This is a genomic window from Kribbella sp. ALI-6-A (assembly GCF_001984195.1).
Taxonomy (GTDB): Bacteria; Actinomycetota; Actinomycetes; order Propionibacteriales; family Kribbellaceae; genus Kribbella.
In genome coordinates this window covers 50,015-69,028 of record NZ_MTQN01000008.1, presented here as the reverse complement: position 1 = coordinate 69,028, position 19,014 = coordinate 50,015, and the positions used below count along the sequence as shown (strand labels likewise).

Below are 19,014 nucleotides of genomic sequence, written 5' to 3'. Positions count from 1 at the left end.
ATCCGCAACACGGCTGCAAAAGAACGAGAGGCCTGTGTACACAGGCCTCTCGTCACTCTTCGCTGCGGTGTCAGCCACCGGAAACGTCCCGGTGGCTGACACGAACGTGCCGACCGGAATGCGTAGTCCGCGATTTTCCGCGGCCGGCCGTGCCGTCGATCAGGACGGCTGCGACCACCAGCCCTGCTGGCCGGGCTGTCCCTGACCACCCTGCGGCGGCTGCTCGTCGTCCTTGGCGGGGTCGGAAACCCGCGGATCCACGCGGGTTTCGTCGGCTGCGTCGGTCTCCGGCTGCGCCTGCGGCTCGGCGGCCGGCGCGGCCTCCTCGCCCTGCCAGGTCTGGCTGCCCTGCTGCCAGTTCTGGTCCGGCCACTGCTCGCCCGCGGCCTGACCGCCCTCGTGCTGCGGCTGCTCGGCCACGTCGTGAGCGGGCTCCTGCTGACCGACCTGGTGCTGCGCCACGTTCTGCGCGGAGTCCTGGTCGGCCTGCCACTCCGGCTGGCCGGTCTGGCCGTACTGCGCGGCGTCGGTGGCGCCCCACTGCTGCTGACCGGCGTCGCCGCCGCCCCACTGCTGCTGCTCCTGCGGCCACTGCTGCTGACCGGCGTCAGCGCCGGCCCACTGCTGCTGGCCCTCCGGGCTCCACTGCTGGGTCGGCTCGGCACCTGGGGCGTCAGCACCGGACCAAGCCTGCTGCGCGCCCTGCTGGTCGTCGCCCGCGGACCAGGCCTGCTGCTGCTCGCCCTGGTTCCACCCCTGCTCCTGCGGCCACTGCTGGTCGCCGTGCTGGGCGACCGCGTAGCCGCCGACAGCGCCCGCACCGGCACCGGCCGCGGCAGCCGCGCCGTACTGGCCGTACTGACCCTGTGCGGCCTGGCCCTGGTCGAACTGGTTGCCGTAGGCGCCGTACTGCTGGCCCTGCTGGCCGCCGTACTGGTTGGCCGGCTGCGCCCCCTGCGGGCCGCCGTACTGGCCCTGGGCGCCGTACTGACCCTGGCCGCCGAACTGGCCCTGCGGGCCCGGCTTCGGGACGCGGACCGGGGCGGGCAGCGTCTGGAAGGTCTTCAGGATGTAGAAGCCGGCCGCGCCGTACAGCGCCAGGCCGCCGAGGTTGAACAGGAAGCTGGCGATCTTCACGCCGGCGGTGCTCGAGGCACCGAACAGGGCGAACACCGCGATGAGGTCGATCAGGGCGATCACACCGACGATCACCAGCGCGGCCAGCGCGACGGTCCGGGCGTTGGGGGTGCGCTCACCCGCCTCGGCCACCAGCCACACCGCGGCGACCAGCGCGATCGCCAGCACCAGTCCGGTCAGGTCGGGTGGGGTGAGCACGTTGCGCACACCGCTGGCGGCGGCGGTGAACCCCGCACCACCGACGAACAGCTGGAGCAGCGAAGCCAGCGCCACGAGGCCGGCGAAGGCGAGCAGGATGTACGCGACCGGCTCTCTGAGCTTCTTGGTTGCGTCGGTGACCACGAGGGCTCCTCGGGATGTTGGGGGCCTAGCGAGAGGAAAGGCGACTACGGATAACACACTTCGGACCCACGGCAGCATAGTCGTGCGGTGGGCCGTCGCATTGACGACTCGTGCAGACTCTTCCCATGCGATTGACAGTGCTGGCCGGTGGCATCGGCGGATCCACCTTCCTCCGCGGCCTGCTGAAGGCCCGACCGGACGCCGACATCACGGTGATCGGTAACACCGCGGACGACATCACCCTGTTCGGCCTGCGGGTCTGCCCGGACCTGGACACGGTGATGTACACGCTCGGCGGCGGGATCTCCAAGGAGCGCGGCTGGGGGCGCGAGGACGAGACCTGGGTGATCAAGGAGGAGCTCGCGGCGTACGGCGTGGAGCCGACCTGGTTCGGCCTCGGCGACCGGGACGTGGCGACCCACCTGGTCCGGACCCAGATGCTGGACGCCGGGTACGGGCTGAGCGCCGTGACCCAGGCCCTGTGCGCGCGGTGGAAGCTGCCGGTGCGGCTGCTGCCGATGAGCGACGACCGGGTCGAGACCCACGTGGTGATCGACGACCCGGACAACCCGGGGACCAAGAAGGCGATCCACTTCCAGGAGTACTGGGTCCGGCTGCACGCCGAGGTGCCCGCGCACCAGATCGTCGCCGTCGGGTCGGAGAAGGCCAAGCCGGCGCCCGGCGTACTGGACGCGATCGCCGACTGCGACGTGCTGCTGCTGCCGCCGTCGAACCCGGTGGTCTCGGTCGGCACGATCCTCGGCGTCCCGGGGATCCGGGAGGCGGTGCAGAAGACCGCGGCCCCGGTGATCGGGTTGTCGCCGATCATCGGCACCGGCCCGGTCCGCGGCATGGCCGACAAGGTGCTCGCGGCCGTCGGGGTCGAGTCGACCGCGTCCGCGGTGGCCAGGTACTACGGCGCCCGGGCCCGCGACGGCGTGATCGACGGCTGGCTGATCGACACCTCCGACTCCGCCCAGCTGGACTCGATCGCCGGGGCCGGAATTCACGCCCAGGCGGTGCCGTTGTGGATGACGGACGAGACCACGACCGCGGCGATGGCCGACGCGGCCCTGAGCCTGGCGGAGGCCCTGCGCAGATGAGGAAGCACCTGGAGATCTTCGCGGTCGCCGGACTGCCCGAGGTGGCGGCCGGCGACGACCTGGCCGGGCTGATCGGCGAGGCGGCCGACCTGCGCGACGGCGACGTGGTGGCGGTGACGTCGAAGATCGTCAGCAAGGCCGAGGGCCGGCTGAGCACGGGCAGCCGCGACGAGGCCATCGACGACGAGCTGGTGCGGGTGGTCGCCCGGCGCGGGGACACGCGAATCGTGCAGACCCGGCACGGGCTGGTGCTGGCCGCCGCGGGCACCGACACGTCGAACACCGCCCCGGGCACGGTGCTGCTGCTCCCGGTCGACCCCGACCTGTCGGCTCGCCGGCTGCGCGCGGCCCTGAAGGACCGGTACGACGTGAACGTCGGCGTCGTCGTCACGGACACGCTCGGGCGGCCGTGGCGGGTCGGGCAGGTCGATTTGGCGATCGGCGCGGCCGGCGTACGGGTCGTGGAGGACCTGCGCGGGACGACCGACAGCCACGGCAACGTGCTGGCCGTCACCGAGCCCGCTGTCGCCGACGAGATCGCGTCGGCGGGCGAGCTGGTGAAGGGCAAGGCCGACGGGGTGCCGGTCGCCGTACTGCGGGGGCTGGCGGACGTCGTCCTGCCGGTCGGCGAGGACGGGCCGGGGGCGCGGGCGCTGGTGCGCGACGCGGCGAGCGACATGTTCAGCCTCGGCACGCGGGAGGCCGCGCGAGCCGCCGCACTGGAGCGGACGCCGCCGGCCGGCCCGCGCGAGGTGGACCCCTCGCTGTGGGACGGGCTGCTCGCGGACGACGAGGACGTGCACCTGGAGGTGCTGGACAACTCGATCGCGGTGTTCGGGGACAACCCGGTCGCGGTCGGGATCATCGCCGAGCGGCTGGCCGTGCTGCTGCACGCGGAGGGCTACGGCGTGACGGTCCGCACGGGTTCGGGCAGTGAGGCGACGGTCACGTTCGGCTCACGGTCGACGTAGTTTTCTAGGCAACCTCTCAGGCGGACTGCGTACACTGCATCCGCACGGCGGCGCCGGACCGCCCGGATCGGAAGACCAATCACTGTGGGTAAAGCGTCGTCGCAGAAGCAGTCGCGCCGCGAGATGATCGAGAAGATGCAGCGGGACCAGGCCCGGTCCGACAAGCGCCGCACGCTGATCATCGTCGCCGCCTCGATCCTGGTCGGCCTGGCGATCATCGCCTACCCGGCGATCAAACTGATCCAGGACTCCCGTACGCGCGACCAGGCGGTCAACTCCTTCGGTGTGTCCGCCTCCGCCGCGTCGTGCGACAAGATCATCGACGACAAGGCCAGCGGCACCCTCGTGCACGAGCCCGACGGCACGGTCATCAACTACCCGGTGTCCCCGCCGTCCTCCGGCCCTCACTACAACACCTGGGCGCCGTTCGGGAAGAAGTTCTACAGCACCGACGACCGCCCGCCGGTGCCGAACCTCGTGCACAACCTGGAGCACGGCTACACGATCCTCTGGTACCGCGACACCCTGCCGCAGGACCAGATCGACCAGATCGAGAACATCTCCAAGGCCAAGCTGCCCGACTCCTCGCTCGGCAAGTTCATCGCCGCGCCCTTCAAGGAGACCGACGGCGCCGCCTGGCCCGAGGGCAAGCAGATCGCCTTCTCCCACTGGAGCGGCAACACCCAGGGCCAGACCACGGCCCTCGGCCACCGCCAGTTCTGCAGCTCGGTCTCCGGCGAGGCCCTGAACCAGTTCATGGAGAAGTACCCGGCCATGGACGCCCAGGAGCCCAACGGCGGCTGATCGCCGCCGCACTCAGCGAAAAGGGCGCCTGGTCCGGGACGGATCAGGCGCCCTTTCGGCGTACCGGTTCAGACGTAGCGTGCCGCGTGGTCGGACTGGACCTGGGCGACCAGATCCTTGACGCGTTCGCCGTCGGCCAGTGGGCAGACCATCGTGACGTCCTGGGTGTGCACGATGATGTGGCCGCGCAGGCCGACCGCGGCGATCAGGTGGTCGGGGTCGTCGGTGACGATCACGTTGTCGTGGGAGTCGAGCAGGCAGCTGAGCGCGGAGCCGTCGTGACGGTTGCCCTTGGCATCGACCTCGTAGGTGCCGGCCAGGGCGGCCCAGGAGCCGACGTCGAGCCAGTGCACGGGCATCGGGACGACCACTACGTCGGCGTCGACCTTGCCCTGGGAGGCCGGTTCCATCACGGCGTAGTCGACGCTGATCTTGCGCAACGTCGGGTAGATCTCGGCCAGCGTCGCGTCGCGGTCGGGGGTGTCCCAGACGGCGGCGACCTGGCGCAGTTGCGCGGCCGACTCGGGCAGCAGCGCGTCGAGCACGCTGAGCACGGTCTCGGCCCGCCAGACGAACATCCCGGAGTTCCACCAGAACCGGCCGGTGGCCAGGTACTGTTCGGCGGTCGCCCGGTCCGGCTTCTCCCGGAAGCGGTCGACCACGTACGCCGACGTACCGTCGATCGCGTCGCCGCGTTCGACGTACCCCAGGCCGGTGTGCGGATGCGTCGGCTCGATCCCGAACGTGACCAGCGACCGCGGCCGCTGCTCGACCAGCTCGAACCCGCTCTCGATCGCGGCGCGGAACTCCGCCTCCGGCGTGATCAGGTGGTCCGACCCGACGATCGCGAGCACCGCGTCGGGGTCGTTGCGCGCGACCACGGCCGAGGCCAGGCCGACCGCGTTCGCGGTGTCGCGGCCGACCGGCTCGCCGATGATGTTGTTCGGACCGAGTTCGGGCAGCTGTTCGCGGACCAGTTCGGTGTGCGCCGCCACGGTGCAGACGTAGATGTTGGCCGGGTCGACCAATCCCCGCAGCCGGTCGTAGGCCACCCGCAGCAGCGAGTTGCCCGCCGCCAACGGCAGGACCTGCTTGGGCTTGTCCGCCCGGGACAACGGCCACAGCCGAGTCCCCGACCCGCCGGCCAGAATCACCACGTTCCGCATGAGGAGGAACCCTACCTGCCCCACCGACCAGACAACCCGGTCAGCTGGTGTTATTCCTCCGGAACCTCGCAGGCCGGGTTGGCCGGCCGTTCGGGAGCGGGCGCCGCGGGCGGCAGGCGAAGGTGTGCCATGTCGGCGGGCACCGGGGTTTCGGGCCGCCAGATCCGTTCCGACTCACCGTCGATGCCGGTCGCGGGGGCGTCGGTGAGCCGGAAGCGGTCACGCAGCCGCCCGTAGAAGTCGGTCGGCCGCAGCCGGACCAGCCGCAGCGGACGCGGCGACCCGTAGACCCCGATCCAGTCCCCCGGATCGAGTACGCCGCGCAACTGGCCGTCGATCGACACCGCGGCCGGGCCGGAGTGCGGCAGGACGCGCAGCCCGACCGGCTCGTTCGGCGCGGCGACCACCGTGCGGTTGAAGGTCATGTGCGGCGCGACCGGCGTGAACACGATCGCCTCGGTGTTCGGCGACAGGATCGGCCCGCCCGCCGCGAAGCTGTACGCCGTACTGCCGGTCGGCGTCGCCACGATCACCGCGTCCGCCGAGTACGACGCCAGCAGCCGCCCGGACAGGTAGACGCCGAGCGCGACCTGGTGGTCGCGCGCCAGCTTCTCCAGCACGACGTCGTTCAGCGCGGTGACGTCCAGCGCGACGCCCCAGCCGTCGCCGTCGCCGTCGGTCCGGACGGCGGGCGGCGGCAGCGCGGGGCCGTGCCCGTACCGCAGCAGCGCGTCGATCCCGACCGGGATCTCCAGCTTGCGCGACGCCCGCATGGTCAGCGTCATCCGCTTCTCGATCGTGGCCTCGTCGCGGTGCACCGCCTCCAGCGCCTCCTCGACGTCGCTGCAGGCGACCTCGGTGAGGAAGCCGACCTTGCCCAGGTCGACGCCGAGCACGGCCGCGTCGTTCTTCGCCGCGATCCGGGCGCCGCGCAGGAACGTGCCGTCGCCGCCGAGCGTGACGACCAGGTCGGGGTTGCCGGCGTGGTGCAGCTCGTCCATGCCGCCGCGGCGGCCCTCGTGCTGCTTCCACACGTCGATGTCGGTGCAGCCGATGTCGTTGTCCTTGCACCAGGCGCGGACCACCTCCGCGGCCTGCACGGCGAGCGGACGGCCCTGGTGCACGACCAGACCGAGTCGACTGATGGGCACGGCGTTCTCCTTCTCCGACGGCGGGACCGGCACGGTACTCCGGTCCTGTCCTGCACCACCGTAGGGCGTCGGGACAAGATCACCACCGACAGCCGACATTTCCCTGACATCCGCTCGGCGCCGTGGCAGCCATGACCACGCCCGACTCCTCCGAGCCGGGGCTGGGGTTGGGCGGCCGGGGCGGGTGCCGGGTCAGGCTTCTCGGGGGTCGGGGGTGGTGGCAGGGCCGGGTTCGCGGGCGGTTGCTTGGCTGGTTTCGCGGGCGGCCGTGATGATCGGGTCGGTCTCGTCGTCGAATTCCCCGATCACCTCCTCCAGCAGGTCCTCGAGCGCGACCACCCCGACCGGATGCCCGTCCTGCTCGACGACGGCCAGCTGCGAGCGTCGTTCGCGCATCACCCGGATCGCCGCCGCGACCGGGGTGTCGGCCGGCAACCGCAACGGCTCGGTCATCAGGTCGGCCGCGCGCAGCGTCACGCCTCCACCCGTCGTCGCGCGGGCCGCGTCGCGCACGTGCACGATGCCGCACAGCGTCCGGGTCTCCACCGACACGACCGCCAGCCTCGACCGCCCCTGCTGCCGGCTGGCGAGCTCCACGTCTCGCGCCGACGCCTCGGCCCGTACTGTCGCCAGCCGGGCGGTCGGTGTCATCACCTGCGCGACCGTCGTGTTCTGCAGCGCGAGCATCGCGGTCAGCAGGTCGTGTTCGGCAGCCGCCAGCGTGCCGTGTTCCCCGGACGACTCGATCAGCAGTCGCAGCTCGTCCGGGCCGTGCGCGTTGGCGATCTCGTTCTGCGGTGTCACGCCGACCGCCCGGACGCAGATGTTCGCCAGCCAGTTCAGCACCAGCAGCAGCGGCCGGAAGACCCAGGTGAACCCGCGGAACGGCATCGCCAGGATCAGCGCCGACCGCTCCGGATCACTGATCGCCCAAGACTTCGGTGCCATCTCCCCGAGCAGCACGTGCAGCAGACCGATGCCGCCCACGGCGATGATCAGCGCGATCACATGCCCGACGTTCTCCGGCAGACCGACCAGCTCGAACAGCGGATGCAGCAGATGCGCGACCGCTGGTTCGGACAGCGATCCCAGTCCCAGCGTGCACAACGTGATCCCGAGCTGCGCCCCGGCCAGCATCAGCGACAACTCGCTCACCCCGGCGATCGCCGCCCGGGCCGCCCGGCTGCCTTGTGCCGCCGCCTGCTCGAGCCGGTGCCGCTTCGACGCGACCAGCGCGAATTCCGCGGCGACGAAGAACCCGTTGCAGATCAGCAGGACCAGCGAGATCAGCAGTGCGACCGACGTACTCATGACCACCGCTCCAGGACGACCAGGCCGGGCACATGCCGAAGTACTGTCTGTACGGTCAGCCGCGCGCGCTCCAGCGGCACCGCGCGTCCGTCGTGGTCGAACCGCGGCGGCAGCGTGATCACCAGTTCGTCGCCGACCACCGGGATCCGGCCGAGCTGGGCCATCACCAGGCCGGACACCGTGTCGTAGTCCTCGTCTTCCGGCAGCGAGATCCCGGTTGCCTCCGCGACCTCGTCGAGCCGCCAGCGGGCCGGCAGGATCCAGCTGCCGTCGCCGTTGTCGATCAGGTCGCTCTCCGGCAGGTCGTCCTCGTCCCGGATCGGCCCGACCAGCTCCTCGGCGACGTCCTCCAGCGTCACCACCCCGGCGAACCCGCCGAACTCGTCCACCACGATCGCCAGCTGCCGGTGCGTCGTCCGCAGCTGCTCCAGGACGGCGGGCAGCGGCAACGTGTCCGGTACGACGACCGGAGCCGCCGCGAGCGCGCCTGTCGTCACGTGGTGCCGGTCGCCGGGCTCCACCTCGACGACGTCGCCGATCGCGATCACGCCGACCACCTCGTCGACCGACGAGGCGACCACCGGGAACCGGCTGTGCCCGGTGTCCAGCAGCTCGACGACGCGGGTCAGCGGGTCGTCCTGGTGCACGGTGATCACGTCCACCCGCGGGACCATCACCTCACCCGCGAGCCGGCCGCGGAAGTCCAGCCCGCGGTCGAGCAGGCGGGTGGTGTCCTGATCCAGCAGCCCCTGCTCGTACGACGTGGCGATGATCCGGTCCAGATCCTGCGCGGTCGCGCCCTGCGGCAACTCCTCGACCGGCTCGATGCCGACCCGGCGCAGGATCCGGTTCGAGGTCGCGTCGAACAGATGGATGACCGGCCCGGCCACCGCCAGATAGATCAGCGTCGAGCGGGACAGCCGCAGCGCGATCGCCTCGGCCCGGGCGATCGCCAGGTTCTTCGGGGCGAGCTCGCCGAACACCATCTGGATGATCGTGGCCAGCAGCAGCGCCGCGACCACCGACACGGTCAGGCTGACGCCCTCGGGCACTCCCGCCGTACCGAGGATCTTCTGCAGCCCCTCGCCCAGGTACGGCTCGGCGACGTACCCGGCCAGCAGCGCGGTCACGGTGATCCCGACCTGAGCCCCGGACAGCACGAACGAGAGCCGCCCGGTCACCTTCAGCGCCCGGGCCGCGGCCGCGTCGCCCTCCGCCGCCAGACCCTGCAGGCGGCTACGGTCCACCGCCACGTAGGAGAACTCCTGCGCGACGAAGTAGCCGGTGGCAACAGTCAGGGCCAGGATCAGCGCGAGGCCGATCAGGATCAGCATGCACCGACCCTACAAGGCACGCACCGCCTCGCCGCCCGATGGAGCGGTGCAGATGACGCGTGCCCAAGACCGCCGGAGGGGTCTGCTGAATCCTTCTTTCTCCCCGGCCACGCCAACTCCGGGCGGCGAACGTAGGCTGCGAGGCATGGCCGGAACCCTGCCCGAACTCTTCGCCGCCGCGGTACGCCGCGACGGCGCCAGCCCGTTTCTCACCTACTACGACGACGTCACCGGCGAGCGGATCGAGCTCAGCGCGGTGACCACCGCCAACTGGGTCGCCAAGACCGCGAACCTGCTCGTCGACGAGTACGAGCTGGAGCCGGAGGAGACCGTCGCGATCGGTCTGCCGCCGCACTGGCTCGGCGTCGTCTGGGCGCTGGCCACCTGGTCGGCGGGCGCGTCGGTGACCACCGGCGAGGGCGACCTGGCGATCACCGGCCCGGACTTCCGGGTCCGCGGCAACCGCGAGTCGATCGCGTCCGCGCTGCTGCCGCTCGGCGGGCGCTTCCGCGACCCGGTGCCGGAGGGCGTGCACGACTACGGCGCCGAGGTCTACAACCACCCCGACCTGTTCGTGCCGTTCAACCCGCCGACGCCCGGCAGCCCGGCGTACGACGGACGCACGCACGCCGAGGTGATCGCGGCCGCGACGCCGATCGCGGAGCGGATCCTGGTCACCCGCGACCTGGTCGACCCCGCCGGGCTCGGGCTGCTGGTCGGGGTGATCTCCGGAGGTGGTTCGATCGTGCTCTGCCGCAACCTCGATCCGGCCAAGCTGGAGCGACGGCTCGCGGACGAGAAGGTCGATCGGGTCGTGGAGGACTGATGGTGCAGCGGTTCGAGGGCAAGGTCGCGCTGGTCACGGCAGCGGCCCAGGGCATCGGGGCCGCGGTGGCCCGGCGGATCGCGGCCGAGGGCGGCGCGGTCGTGGTCACCGACCTGCAGCAGGACAAACTCGACGAGGTGGTCGCCGGGATCGGCGCCGGGCAGGCGCTCGCGGTCAAGGTCGACGTGACCCGCCGGGACGAGATCGACGCGGCCGTCGCGGCGGCGGTCGAACGGTTCGGCCGGCTCGACGTCCTGGTGAACAACGCCGGCGGTTGCATCGTGAGTTCGTTGCCGGAGGAGACGTCGGCCGAGGACTGGCACCGGCAGCTCGACCTGACGCTGGTCGGCGCCGCGCAATGTGTGCAGGCCGCACTGCCGCACCTGCTGGAGTCGCGCGGCAACGTCGTCACGATCAGCTCGGTCAACGGCTTGGCGGCCTTCGGCAACCTCGAGTACTCCGCCGCCAAGGCCGGCCAGATCGCGATGACCAACAACTTCGCCGCCCGCTACGGCAGCAGCGGCGTGCGCTTCAACCTCGTTGCCCCCGGCACCATCCGTACGCCGAACTGGGACAACCAGCTCGAGACGCTGGAACGCTTCGCCGCCGCCTACCCGCTCGGCCGCGTCGGGGAACCCGAGGACATCGCCGCGGCGGTCGCCTTCCTCGCCTCTGACGACGCCGCCTGGATCACCGGCGTCCTGCTCCCCGTCGAAGGCGGCATCCTGCTCGGCCCGAACATGGTCGACCTCACCCCGTCCGGCCCGTGGAGCAAGGACCACGCAGCCGAGACGGACTAGGGCTCCCGCGCCACCTGTTCCAGTACGGCGTATCCGGCTTCCAAGCCGGCCGCGACCCCGGACGCGAGCACCGCGTCCCGGTTCGCCGTGTCCTGCGAGCGGATCAGCACGCGCAGCGCCGTGCCCTGGTCGGTGTCGGCGAACTCGGCGGTGACGCCATCCGCAGCACGTAGCGCCAGGCGTCGTCATCGGGCCAGTGTTCACGATGCGGACGGTCATCCGGCTTCAAAGTGCAGTAACTCTATCGTCTTTGTATGACTAACACCCCGAGCTGGTCCTTCGAGACCCGGCAGATCCACGCCGGCCAGACCTCCGACCCGGTCACCAAGGCCCGGGCGCTGCCGATCTACCAGACCACGTCGTACACCTTCGACAGCACCGACCACGCGGCCGGCCTGTTCGGCCTGCAGGAGTTCGGGAACATCTACACCCGGATCCAGAACCCGACCCAGGACGCCGTCGAGCAGCGGATCGCCAGCCTGGAAGGCGGAACAGCCGCGCTGCTGGTGTCGTCCGGTCAGGCGGCCGAGACGCTGGCCCTGCTCAACGTGGCCGAGGCGGGCGACCACGTGGTCAGCAGCCCGAGCCTGTACGGCGGCACGTACAACCTGTTCCACTACACCTTCCCCAAGCTCGGCATCGAGGTCTCGTTCGTCGACGACCCGAACGACCTGGCCTCCTGGCAGGCCGCGATCCGGCCGAACACCAAGGTCTTGTTCGCCGAGACGATCGCCAACCCGAAGTCGGAGATCCTCGACATCGCGGGCGTCGCCGCGGTCGCGCACGAGTACGGCGTCCCGCTGGTCGTCGACAACACCGTCGCCACGCCGTACCTGATCCGTCCGATCGAGCACGGCGCGGACGTTGTCGTGCACTCGGCCACCAAGTACCTCGGCGGCCACGGCACCGCGATCGCCGGCGTGATCGTCGACTCCGGCAACTTCGACTACGCGGCGAACCCGGAGCGCTTCCCCGGCTTCAACCAGCCGGACCCGAGCTACCACGGCCTCACCTACGCCCAGGCACTCGGCGTCGGCAGCGAGCTGGGCAACCTCGCGTACATCCTCAAGGCGCGCGTGCAGTGGTTGCGTGACCTCGGCCCGGCGGTGTCGCCGTTCAACGCGTTCCTGATCGCGCAGGGCCTGGAGACGCTGTCGCTGCGGATCGAGCGGCACGTCGACAACGCGCTGAAGGTCGCACAGTGGCTGGAGGGTCGCGACGAGGTGGAGAGCGTCGCGTACGCGAGCCTGCCGTCGTCGCCGTGGCACGCGCTGGCGCAGAAGTACGCGCCGCGCGGCGCGGGGGCCGTGATCGCGTTCGAGATCAAGGGCGGCGTCGAGGCGGGCAAGCGGTTCGTCGACGCCCTGCAGCTGCACAGCCACGTCGCCAACATCGGTGACGTGCGGTCGCTGGTGATCCACCCTGCCTCGACCACGCACAGCCAGCTGTCCGCCGAGGACCAGCTGGCCGCCGGTGTCACCCCGGGCCTGGTCCGCCTGGCCGTCGGCATCGAGCACGTCGACGACATTCTCGCCGACCTCGAAACCGGCTTCGCCGCGGCGAAGACGGCCTGACCCCATGGACCGGGATCGCCCGCCCGTAACGGATCCCTCACCAGGTCAGGTGGCCGGTGGGTGGCGGGCGGGCGATCCCGCCGGCGCCCGGCGGTTCGTGACCGTCGGCGAACTGCCGTTGGAGTACGGCGGATCGCTGCCCGGGGTGACGATCGCCTACGAGACCTGGGGACGGCTGAACGCGGCCGCCGACAACGCCGTCCTGATCTGCCATGCGCTCACCGGGGACGCGCATGTGGTCGGTCCGGCCGGGCCCGGGCAGCCGACGCCGGGCTGGTGGGACGGGTTGATCCCGGCCTACCTGAACCCGGACGACTGGTACGTCGTGGCGGCGAACGTGCTCGGTGGTTGCCAGGGTTCGACCGGGCCGTCGTCCCCGGCGCCCGACGGCCGCGCCTGGGGCAGCCGGTTCCCGGCGATCACCATCCGGGACCAGGTCGCCGCCGAGGCCGCCCTGACCGATGCCCTCGGCATCGATCACTGGGCGGCGGTGATCGGCGGCTCGATGGGCGGGATGCGTGCGCTCGAATGGCCTCTGCTCCATCCGGACAGAGTCGCGACGGCCGTCGTCCTGGCGTCGACCGGCTACGCCACCGCCGAGCAGATCGCCTGGTGCGCACCGCAACTCGCCGCGATCGAATCCGATCCACACTGGCATGGCGGCGACTACTACGACACCGGCGAAGCCCCGCTCACCGGCCTCGGCATCGCCCGCCGCATCGCGCACGTCACCTACCGCTCCGAGTACGAACTCGCCACCCGCTTCGGCCGCAACCCCCAAGGCGACGGCCGCTTCGCCGTCGAGTCGTACCTCGACCACCACGCCACCAAGTTGTCCACCCGCTTCGACGCCGGCTCGTACGTCGTCCTGACCCGCGCGATGAACTCCCACGACATCGGCCGCGACCGCGGCGGTCTGGTCCAGGCACTCGACGGACTGCGAGCCCGCCTGGTCGTGGCCGCTGTCGACTCCGACCGCCTCTACCCGCCCCGCCTGTCCGCCGAACTCGTCGACGCCCATCCGCCGTCCGGCCCGTTGCACCTGGTCAAGTCGCCGTACGGGCACGACGGCTTTCTGCTCGAGCTGGACCAGGTGGGTCGCCTGATCGCCGAGGTGCTGACCGGGTGAGAGATCCTATGACGTATGGAGACGAGCTGTAGACACCGTGTGACCGCCCGCTTACAGTGTCCGAAATTCATCGGATCTCTGTGGGGGCTCGGATGCGCACTGCTGGTTTCGCCCTACTGGCTGCGGCAACGGTGATGGCCGGACTGACCCTGCCTTCGGAGCCGTCCGAAGCCGCGCCACCGCCGCGCAGTCCCGGGGAGCTCGCGCTCTGGTACACCGCACCGGCCACCGACTGGGAGTCCGAGGCGCTGCCGATCGGCAACGGCGCGAGCGGCGCGATGGTGTTCGGCGGCACCGGCACCGAGCATCTGCAGCTCAACGAGAAGACCCTGTGGACCGGCGGTCCCGGGTCGCAACAGGGCTACGACTTCGGCAACTGGCGCACCCCGCGCCCGAACGCGCTGACCGACATCCGCGCGATGATCGACCGCGACCGCAAGGTCTCCCCCGACGTCGCCACCACCATGCTGGCCCAGAACGAGATCGGCTTCGGCGACTACCAGCCGCTGCTCGACCTGAAGCTGGCCATGCGGCATTCCGGCACACCGACGGCGTACCGGCGGCACCTCGACGTCGAGAACTCGCTCGCCGGCGTCCAGTACGCCGTGGACGGCGTCCGCCACACGCGCGAGTACTTCGCCAGCGCTCCCGGCAACGTGATCGTCGCGCGGATCGGCGCCGACCGCCGCGGCCAGGTCGGCTTCACCGCGAGCCTCACCGGCGAGGCGAACCGCACGCTCACCGCGAGCGCCGAGCGCGGCCGGATCACGGTGAAGGGCGCACTGAACGACAACGGCCTCAAGTACGAACTGCAGGCGCAGGTGATCACCACCGGCGGCACGAGGACCGACAACCCCGACGGCACCGTCACGGTCGCGGGCGCCGACTCCGCCGTGCTCGTGCTGAGCTCGGGCACCGACTACTCCGACGTCTACCCGACGTACCGGGGCAAGGATCCGCACGCGGGCGTCACCAGCCGGGTGGATGCCGCGAGCAAGCTCCCGTACGGCGCACTGAAGGCGCGGCACATCGCCGACCACCGCAAACTCTTCGACCGGGTCGATCTGGATCTCGGCCAGGTGATGCCCGACGTGCCGACCGACGAGCTGCTCGCGCAGTACCGGGACGGCACGGCGACTCCCCGGGCGCGCAAGGCGCTGGAGACATTGTTCTTCCAGTACGGCCGGTATCTGCTGATCGCGTCGTCACGGGACAACTCGCCGTTGCCCGCCAACCTGCAGGGGGTGTGGAACAACTCGACCACTCCGCCCTGGCGGTCGGACTACCACGTCAACATCAACCTGCAGATGAACTACTGGCCGGCCGAGACCACCAACCTGAGCGAGACGACGGCGCCACTGTTCGACTTCGTCGACGCGCTGGTCCCGCCGGGCCGGGTGACGGCCAAGGAGATGTTCGGCGCGGACGGCTGGGTCGTGCACAGCCAGACCAACCCGTTCGGCTTCACCGGTGTGATCGGCTACCCGCTGGCGTTCTGGATGCCCGACGCGGGCGGCTGGCTCGCGCAGCACTACTGGGAGCACTACCAGTTCACCCAGGACAAGCGGTTCCTGAAGGAGCGGGCATACCCGTTGATGAAGGAGCTGGCCGCGTTCTGGATCGATGAGCTGCAGGTCGATCCGCGCGACGGGAAGCTGGTGGTCAGCCCGAGCTTCTCGCCCGAGCACGGCGACTACTCCGCCGGCGCCGCGATGCCACAGCAGATCGTCTGGGACCTGTTCACCAACCTGTCCGAGGCGGCGCCGCTGGTCGGCGAGTCGGCGGCGTACCGGGCGCAGCTCGCGTCGGTGCTGAGCCGGCTCGACCCGGGCACGAGGGTCGGCTCGTGGGGTCAGCTGCAGGAGTGGAAGGAGGACTGGGACGACCCGACCGATCAGCACCGGCACACGTCGCAGCTGTTCGGGCTGCATCCCGGGCGGCAGATCATTCCTTCCGAGAGCCCTGAGCTGGCTGCCGCGGCGGTCAAGACGCTGGAGGGTCGCGGGGACGGCGGGACCGGCTGGAGCAAGGCGTGGAAGATCAACTTCTGGGCCCGGCTGCTCGACGGCAACCACTCGCACAAGATGCTGTCCGAACAGCTCAAGACGAGCACGCTGAAGAACCTGTGGGACACCCACCCGCCGTTCCAGATCGACGGCAACTTCGGCGCGACCGCCGGGGTGGCGGAGATGCTGCTGCAGAGCCACACCGGCGTGGTCGACGTCCTGCCCGCGCTGCCCGACTCCTGGGCCGACAAGGGTTCGTACGACGGCCTGCGGGCGCGCGGCGCGATCACCGTCGGCGCGACCTGGGCGTCCGGAGCGGCGTCGGAGTTGAGGATCCGGCCGGACCGCTCGCGGGAGGTTGCCCTGCGCAACAAAATCGTCGCCGGGCCGTTCACGCTGACCGACCAGCACGGCCGGGCCGTCGAGTACCGGCGCACCGCCGCCGACACCATCACCTTCGACGCCGCCGGTGGGCGCACGTACCTGGTCCGGGCCAAGGCTCAACTTCAACTCACCGCACCAGCTGCCGTCGCGCTGAAACCCGTTGAGGTGAAGGCCTCACTGACCGGATCCCTCGCCGCCGGCGACCTGACGCTGACCGCTCCCGACGGCTGGACGGTCTCTCCCACGACCGTGAAGACTCCGGCGATCAAGCCGGGCAAGCCGTTCCACACCAGCTTCACCGTCACCCCGACGATGGCCTCGGGCGAGGGCGACTTCACGCTGACCGCGCAGCACACCAGCTCCGACGGCACACTCACTGCCCGCGCCGGAACCGGCTTGTGGCGCGTCAACCTCGCCCGCGGCAAACCCGCCACCCAGAGCACCACCGCGCACAACGCCGAGGCGTCCAGAGCCGTCGACGGCAACACCAGCGGCAGCTGGGGCGACAACTCCGTCACCCACACCGCCGAGCCCTCCACCGAAGCCTGGTGGCAGGTCGACCTCGGCCGGTCGGAGGCGCTGTCCCAGCTGGCCCTCTACAACCGCACCGACTGCTGCTCCGACCGGCTCAGCAACTACTGGATCCTGACGTCGGAATCCCCCATCACCGCGACCTCCCTGGCCGAAGCCCGCAACACCCCGGGCGTCACAGCCCTCCGGCAAACCGCCGTCGCCGGAAGTCCGACCTCGGTGGACCTCGACACCACGGCCCGCTACGTCCGCATCCAGCTCGAGTCGCAGTCGAACCCACTCTCGATCGCGGAGGTGAAGCTGCACCCCGCCGGTGGTTAGCGTGGCGGGGTGGAGATCAATCGCGCCGTCGCCGACCACTACGACGAACTGCCGCTGTGGTCGGCGCCGTTCGGGCAGCTGATCCTCGACCGGGTTCCGCTGCGCCGTGGTCAGACGATCGTGGACATCGGCGCCGGGACGGGCTTCCTGACCGTCGAGCTGGCCCAGCGTTCGGCCGCCCGGGTGATCGCGGTCGATCCCTGGGCCGACGCGATGGACGTGCTGCGCCGGAAGGTCTCCTACCTCGGTCTCACCGACGTCGACCTGGTGGTCTCCGACGCGGCCACGCTGGAGCCGGCCGACGAGTCGGTCGACGTGGTGGTCTCCAACCTCGGCATCAACAACTTCAGCAACGCGGCGGTCGTCCTGGCCGAGTGCCATCGGGTGCTCCGGCCCGGTGGCCGGCTGCTGATCAGCACCAACCTGGTCGGCCACATGCAGGAGTTCTACGACGTACTACGGGAGACCCTCGACGACCACCGGGCGCTGGACGAGCACCTCGCCCACCGCGCGACCGTCGACGGCACGCTGGAACTCCTCACGTCCGCCGGTTTCCAGGCGAGCGTCACCCAGACCGAGTTCACCTGGCGCTTCGCCGATGGCACGGCCCTGCTCAACCACTACTTCATCCGCCTCGGCTTCCTCGACGGCTGGCACGAGGTCACTCCCGACCTGACCGCCGTCGAACAGGAACTCAACCGCCGCGGCGAACTGACCCTGACGATTCCCGCCGCCTGCTTCGACGCGGTCAGGGACTGAACGCCGCGACAACCCTCACCGGCAGACCCGGCGCAGCGACCCCGAACCACAGCGCGCGCCGCAACCAGCAGAACCCGCGGTGCCGGCGAACCGCCTGCACAACAAGCGATCCGATCAGCGCGCCACCCAGCACACCGGCCAGGATCCAGCCGAACGCCAAGTAGCCGCCGAACAAGGCCAACGCCGCCACGGCGTACCAGCACAGGCCGCCGATGAAGGAAGCCGGGCTGAACGTGTCGTCCCGGGTTCGCCAGGGCTGCTGCACGGGCAGGCCGCAGGGACAGCCGGGCGCGGGTTGTTCCGCCCGCCACACCCCGCTCGGCCCATCGGGCTGATACCCGGTCAGGCCCTCACTCCGCCCAGCGGACTGGTGGTCCGCCGGGCGATCGACGGTGTCCATCGGGACTCAGGACCGCGGCCAGGACTCCCACGCCGAGGCGAACATCTCGTCGACGGTGTGGGTGTTCTTCCACTCCAGGTCGCGGGCGGCGAGTTCGCCGGAGGCGACGACGCGGGACGGGTCGCCGGGGCGGCGGGGGGCCTCGCCGGGGGTGAAGTCGATGCCGGTGACGCGGCGGGCGGCGTCCATGATCTGGCGGACGCTGGTGCCGGTGCCGGAGCCGAGGTTGTAGACCGGCTCGAGGGTCTTGCCGGAGTCCAGCGCCCGGGCCGCGGCGACGTGCGCGCGGGCCAGGTCGGCGACGTGCACGTAGTCCTTGACCGACGTACCGTCCGGGGTCGGGTGGTCGGTGCCGTAGATCTGCGGGACCTTGCCCTGGGTGAGCAGGTTGCACACGATCGGGAACAGGTTGTACGGGCTGGCGTCGTACACCTTCGGGTCACCGGAGCCGACCACGTTGAAGTAGCGCAGCGACGTGTGGTGCAGCTCGACGGCCTTCGCCTGGTCGGCCAGCAGCCACTCACCGACGAGCTTCGTCTCGCCGTACGGGCTCTGCGGGTCGGGCTTGGTCTGCTCGGTGACGACCTCGTCCTCCGGCGTGCCGTAGACGCCCGCGCTGGAGGAGAAGACGATGTTGCGCACCCCGGTGTCGGCCATCGCGTTCAGCAGCGACACCATCGCGCTGACGTTCTGCGTGTAGGTGTGCATCGGCTTCTCGACCGACACCCCGGCGTACTTGTAGCCCGCCAGGTGCACCACTCCGCTGACCCCGTCGAGGGTCTTGCGGACGGTGTCGGTGTCGAGCAGGTTCGCCTCGACGAACGGCACTCCGTCCAGCAGGAACTCCGGCTTCCCGCTGGACAGGTCGTCGATCACCACGACGTCGATCCCGTCCGCCGCGAAGGCCCGCACCACGTGCGCTCCGATGTACCCGGCCCCACCAGTCACCAGCCATGTCATGTTGC

At 70.7% G+C, this 19,014-nt stretch carries 16 protein-coding genes; 9 read left to right on the top strand and 7 right to left on the bottom strand.

What is annotated here, in order from left to right:
* Window positions 1-159 precede the first annotated feature (159 nt).
* A complete protein-coding gene (locus BWI15_RS06270) occupies window positions 160-1,479 on the bottom strand; it encodes a hypothetical protein (RefSeq protein WP_077013353.1) in 1,320 nt (439 codons plus the stop codon).
* A gap of 125 nt (window positions 1,480-1,604) precedes the next feature.
* Here BWI15_RS06270 and cofD point away from each other — a divergent pair, with 125 nt between their 5' ends.
* The 3 genes from cofD (at window position 1,605) to BWI15_RS06255 (ending at window position 4,357) form a co-directional block, all read left to right on the top strand.
* Window positions 1,605-2,582: a 2-phospho-L-lactate transferase gene (gene cofD, locus BWI15_RS06265; protein ID WP_077013352.1), complete on the top strand. Its 978-nt coding sequence runs from the start codon at window positions 1,605-1,607 to the stop codon at window positions 2,580-2,582.
* Window positions 2,579-3,553 (top strand): coenzyme F420-0:L-glutamate ligase, encoded by a 975-nt coding sequence (locus tag BWI15_RS06260; protein WP_077013351.1) that lies wholly within the window; start codon window positions 2,579-2,581, stop codon window positions 3,551-3,553. The genes cofD and BWI15_RS06260 overlap by 4 nt, the downstream gene beginning before the upstream one ends.
* A gap of 123 nt (window positions 3,554-3,676) precedes the next feature.
* Entirely contained in the window at window positions 3,677-4,357 is a 681-nt protein-coding gene (locus BWI15_RS06255; RefSeq protein ID WP_237771161.1) for a DUF3105 domain-containing protein, read from the top strand.
* Window positions 4,358-4,425: 68 nt separating this feature from the next.
* Here the strand turns inward: BWI15_RS06255 and BWI15_RS06250 are convergent, their stop codons facing one another.
* From BWI15_RS06250 to BWI15_RS06235, 4 genes are all read right to left on the bottom strand, one after another.
* Window positions 4,426-5,523, bottom strand: coding sequence for a mannose-1-phosphate guanylyltransferase (locus BWI15_RS06250; RefSeq protein ID WP_077013349.1), 1,098 nt, complete (start codon window positions 5,521-5,523; stop codon window positions 4,426-4,428).
* 50 nt (window positions 5,524-5,573) lie between these two features.
* Window positions 5,574-6,674, bottom strand: coding sequence for an NAD(+)/NADH kinase (locus tag BWI15_RS06245; protein ID WP_077013821.1), 1,101 nt, complete (start codon window positions 6,672-6,674; stop codon window positions 5,574-5,576).
* 192 nt (window positions 6,675-6,866) lie between these two features.
* Window positions 6,867-7,985: a hemolysin family protein gene (locus BWI15_RS06240; RefSeq protein WP_077013348.1), complete on the bottom strand. Its 1,119-nt coding sequence runs from the start codon at window positions 7,983-7,985 to the stop codon at window positions 6,867-6,869.
* A complete protein-coding gene (locus BWI15_RS06235; RefSeq protein WP_077013347.1) occupies window positions 7,982-9,319 on the bottom strand; it encodes a hemolysin family protein in 1,338 nt (445 codons plus the stop codon). The genes BWI15_RS06240 and BWI15_RS06235 overlap by 4 nt, the downstream gene beginning before the upstream one ends.
* Before the next feature lie 145 nt (window positions 9,320-9,464).
* On the opposite strand from BWI15_RS06235, the gene BWI15_RS06230 reads away from it, so the two are divergent.
* The 6 genes from BWI15_RS06230 (at window position 9,465) to BWI15_RS06205 (ending at window position 17,649) form a co-directional block, all read left to right on the top strand.
* Window positions 9,465-10,145: a TIGR03089 family protein gene (locus tag BWI15_RS06230; RefSeq protein ID WP_077013346.1), complete on the top strand. Its 681-nt coding sequence runs from the start codon at window positions 9,465-9,467 to the stop codon at window positions 10,143-10,145.
* The gene (locus BWI15_RS06225) at window positions 10,145-10,945 is read left to right on the top strand and encodes an SDR family NAD(P)-dependent oxidoreductase (protein ID WP_237771160.1); all 801 of its coding nucleotides are present in this window, start codon (window positions 10,145-10,147) and stop codon (window positions 10,943-10,945) included. The genes BWI15_RS06230 and BWI15_RS06225 overlap by 1 nt, the downstream gene beginning before the upstream one ends.
* 254 nt (window positions 10,946-11,199) lie before the next feature.
* A complete protein-coding gene (locus tag BWI15_RS06220; RefSeq protein ID WP_077013345.1) occupies window positions 11,200-12,519 on the top strand; it encodes a bifunctional o-acetylhomoserine/o-acetylserine sulfhydrylase in 1,320 nt (439 codons plus the stop codon).
* Between the two features lie 49 nt (window positions 12,520-12,568).
* On the top strand, window positions 12,569-13,648 hold the full coding sequence (gene metX / locus BWI15_RS06215; protein WP_237771159.1) for a homoserine O-acetyltransferase MetX: 1,080 nt from the start codon (window positions 12,569-12,571) through the stop codon (window positions 13,646-13,648).
* 92 nt (window positions 13,649-13,740) lie between these two features.
* Complete coding sequence (locus tag BWI15_RS06210; RefSeq protein WP_143465427.1) at window positions 13,741-16,890, top strand: glycosyl hydrolase family 95 catalytic domain-containing protein; 3,150 nt, start codon at window positions 13,741-13,743, stop codon at window positions 16,888-16,890.
* A 9-nt stretch (window positions 16,891-16,899) separates the two neighbouring features.
* Complete coding sequence (locus BWI15_RS06205; protein WP_077013342.1) at window positions 16,900-17,649, top strand: class I SAM-dependent methyltransferase; 750 nt, start codon at window positions 16,900-16,902, stop codon at window positions 17,647-17,649.
* On the opposite strand, the gene BWI15_RS06200 is transcribed toward BWI15_RS06205, so the two are convergent.
* Window positions 17,639-18,049, bottom strand: a complete 411-nt coding sequence (locus tag BWI15_RS06200; RefSeq protein ID WP_143465426.1) for a folate/biopterin family MFS transporter — start codon at window positions 18,047-18,049, stop codon at window positions 17,639-17,641. The genes BWI15_RS06205 and BWI15_RS06200 overlap by 11 nt on opposite strands.
* Window positions 18,050-18,055: 6 nt before the next feature.
* Entirely contained in the window at window positions 18,056-19,009 is a 954-nt protein-coding gene (galE, locus tag BWI15_RS06195) for a UDP-glucose 4-epimerase GalE (protein WP_077013340.1), read from the bottom strand.
* Between the last annotated feature and the right edge of the window lie 5 nt (window positions 19,010-19,014).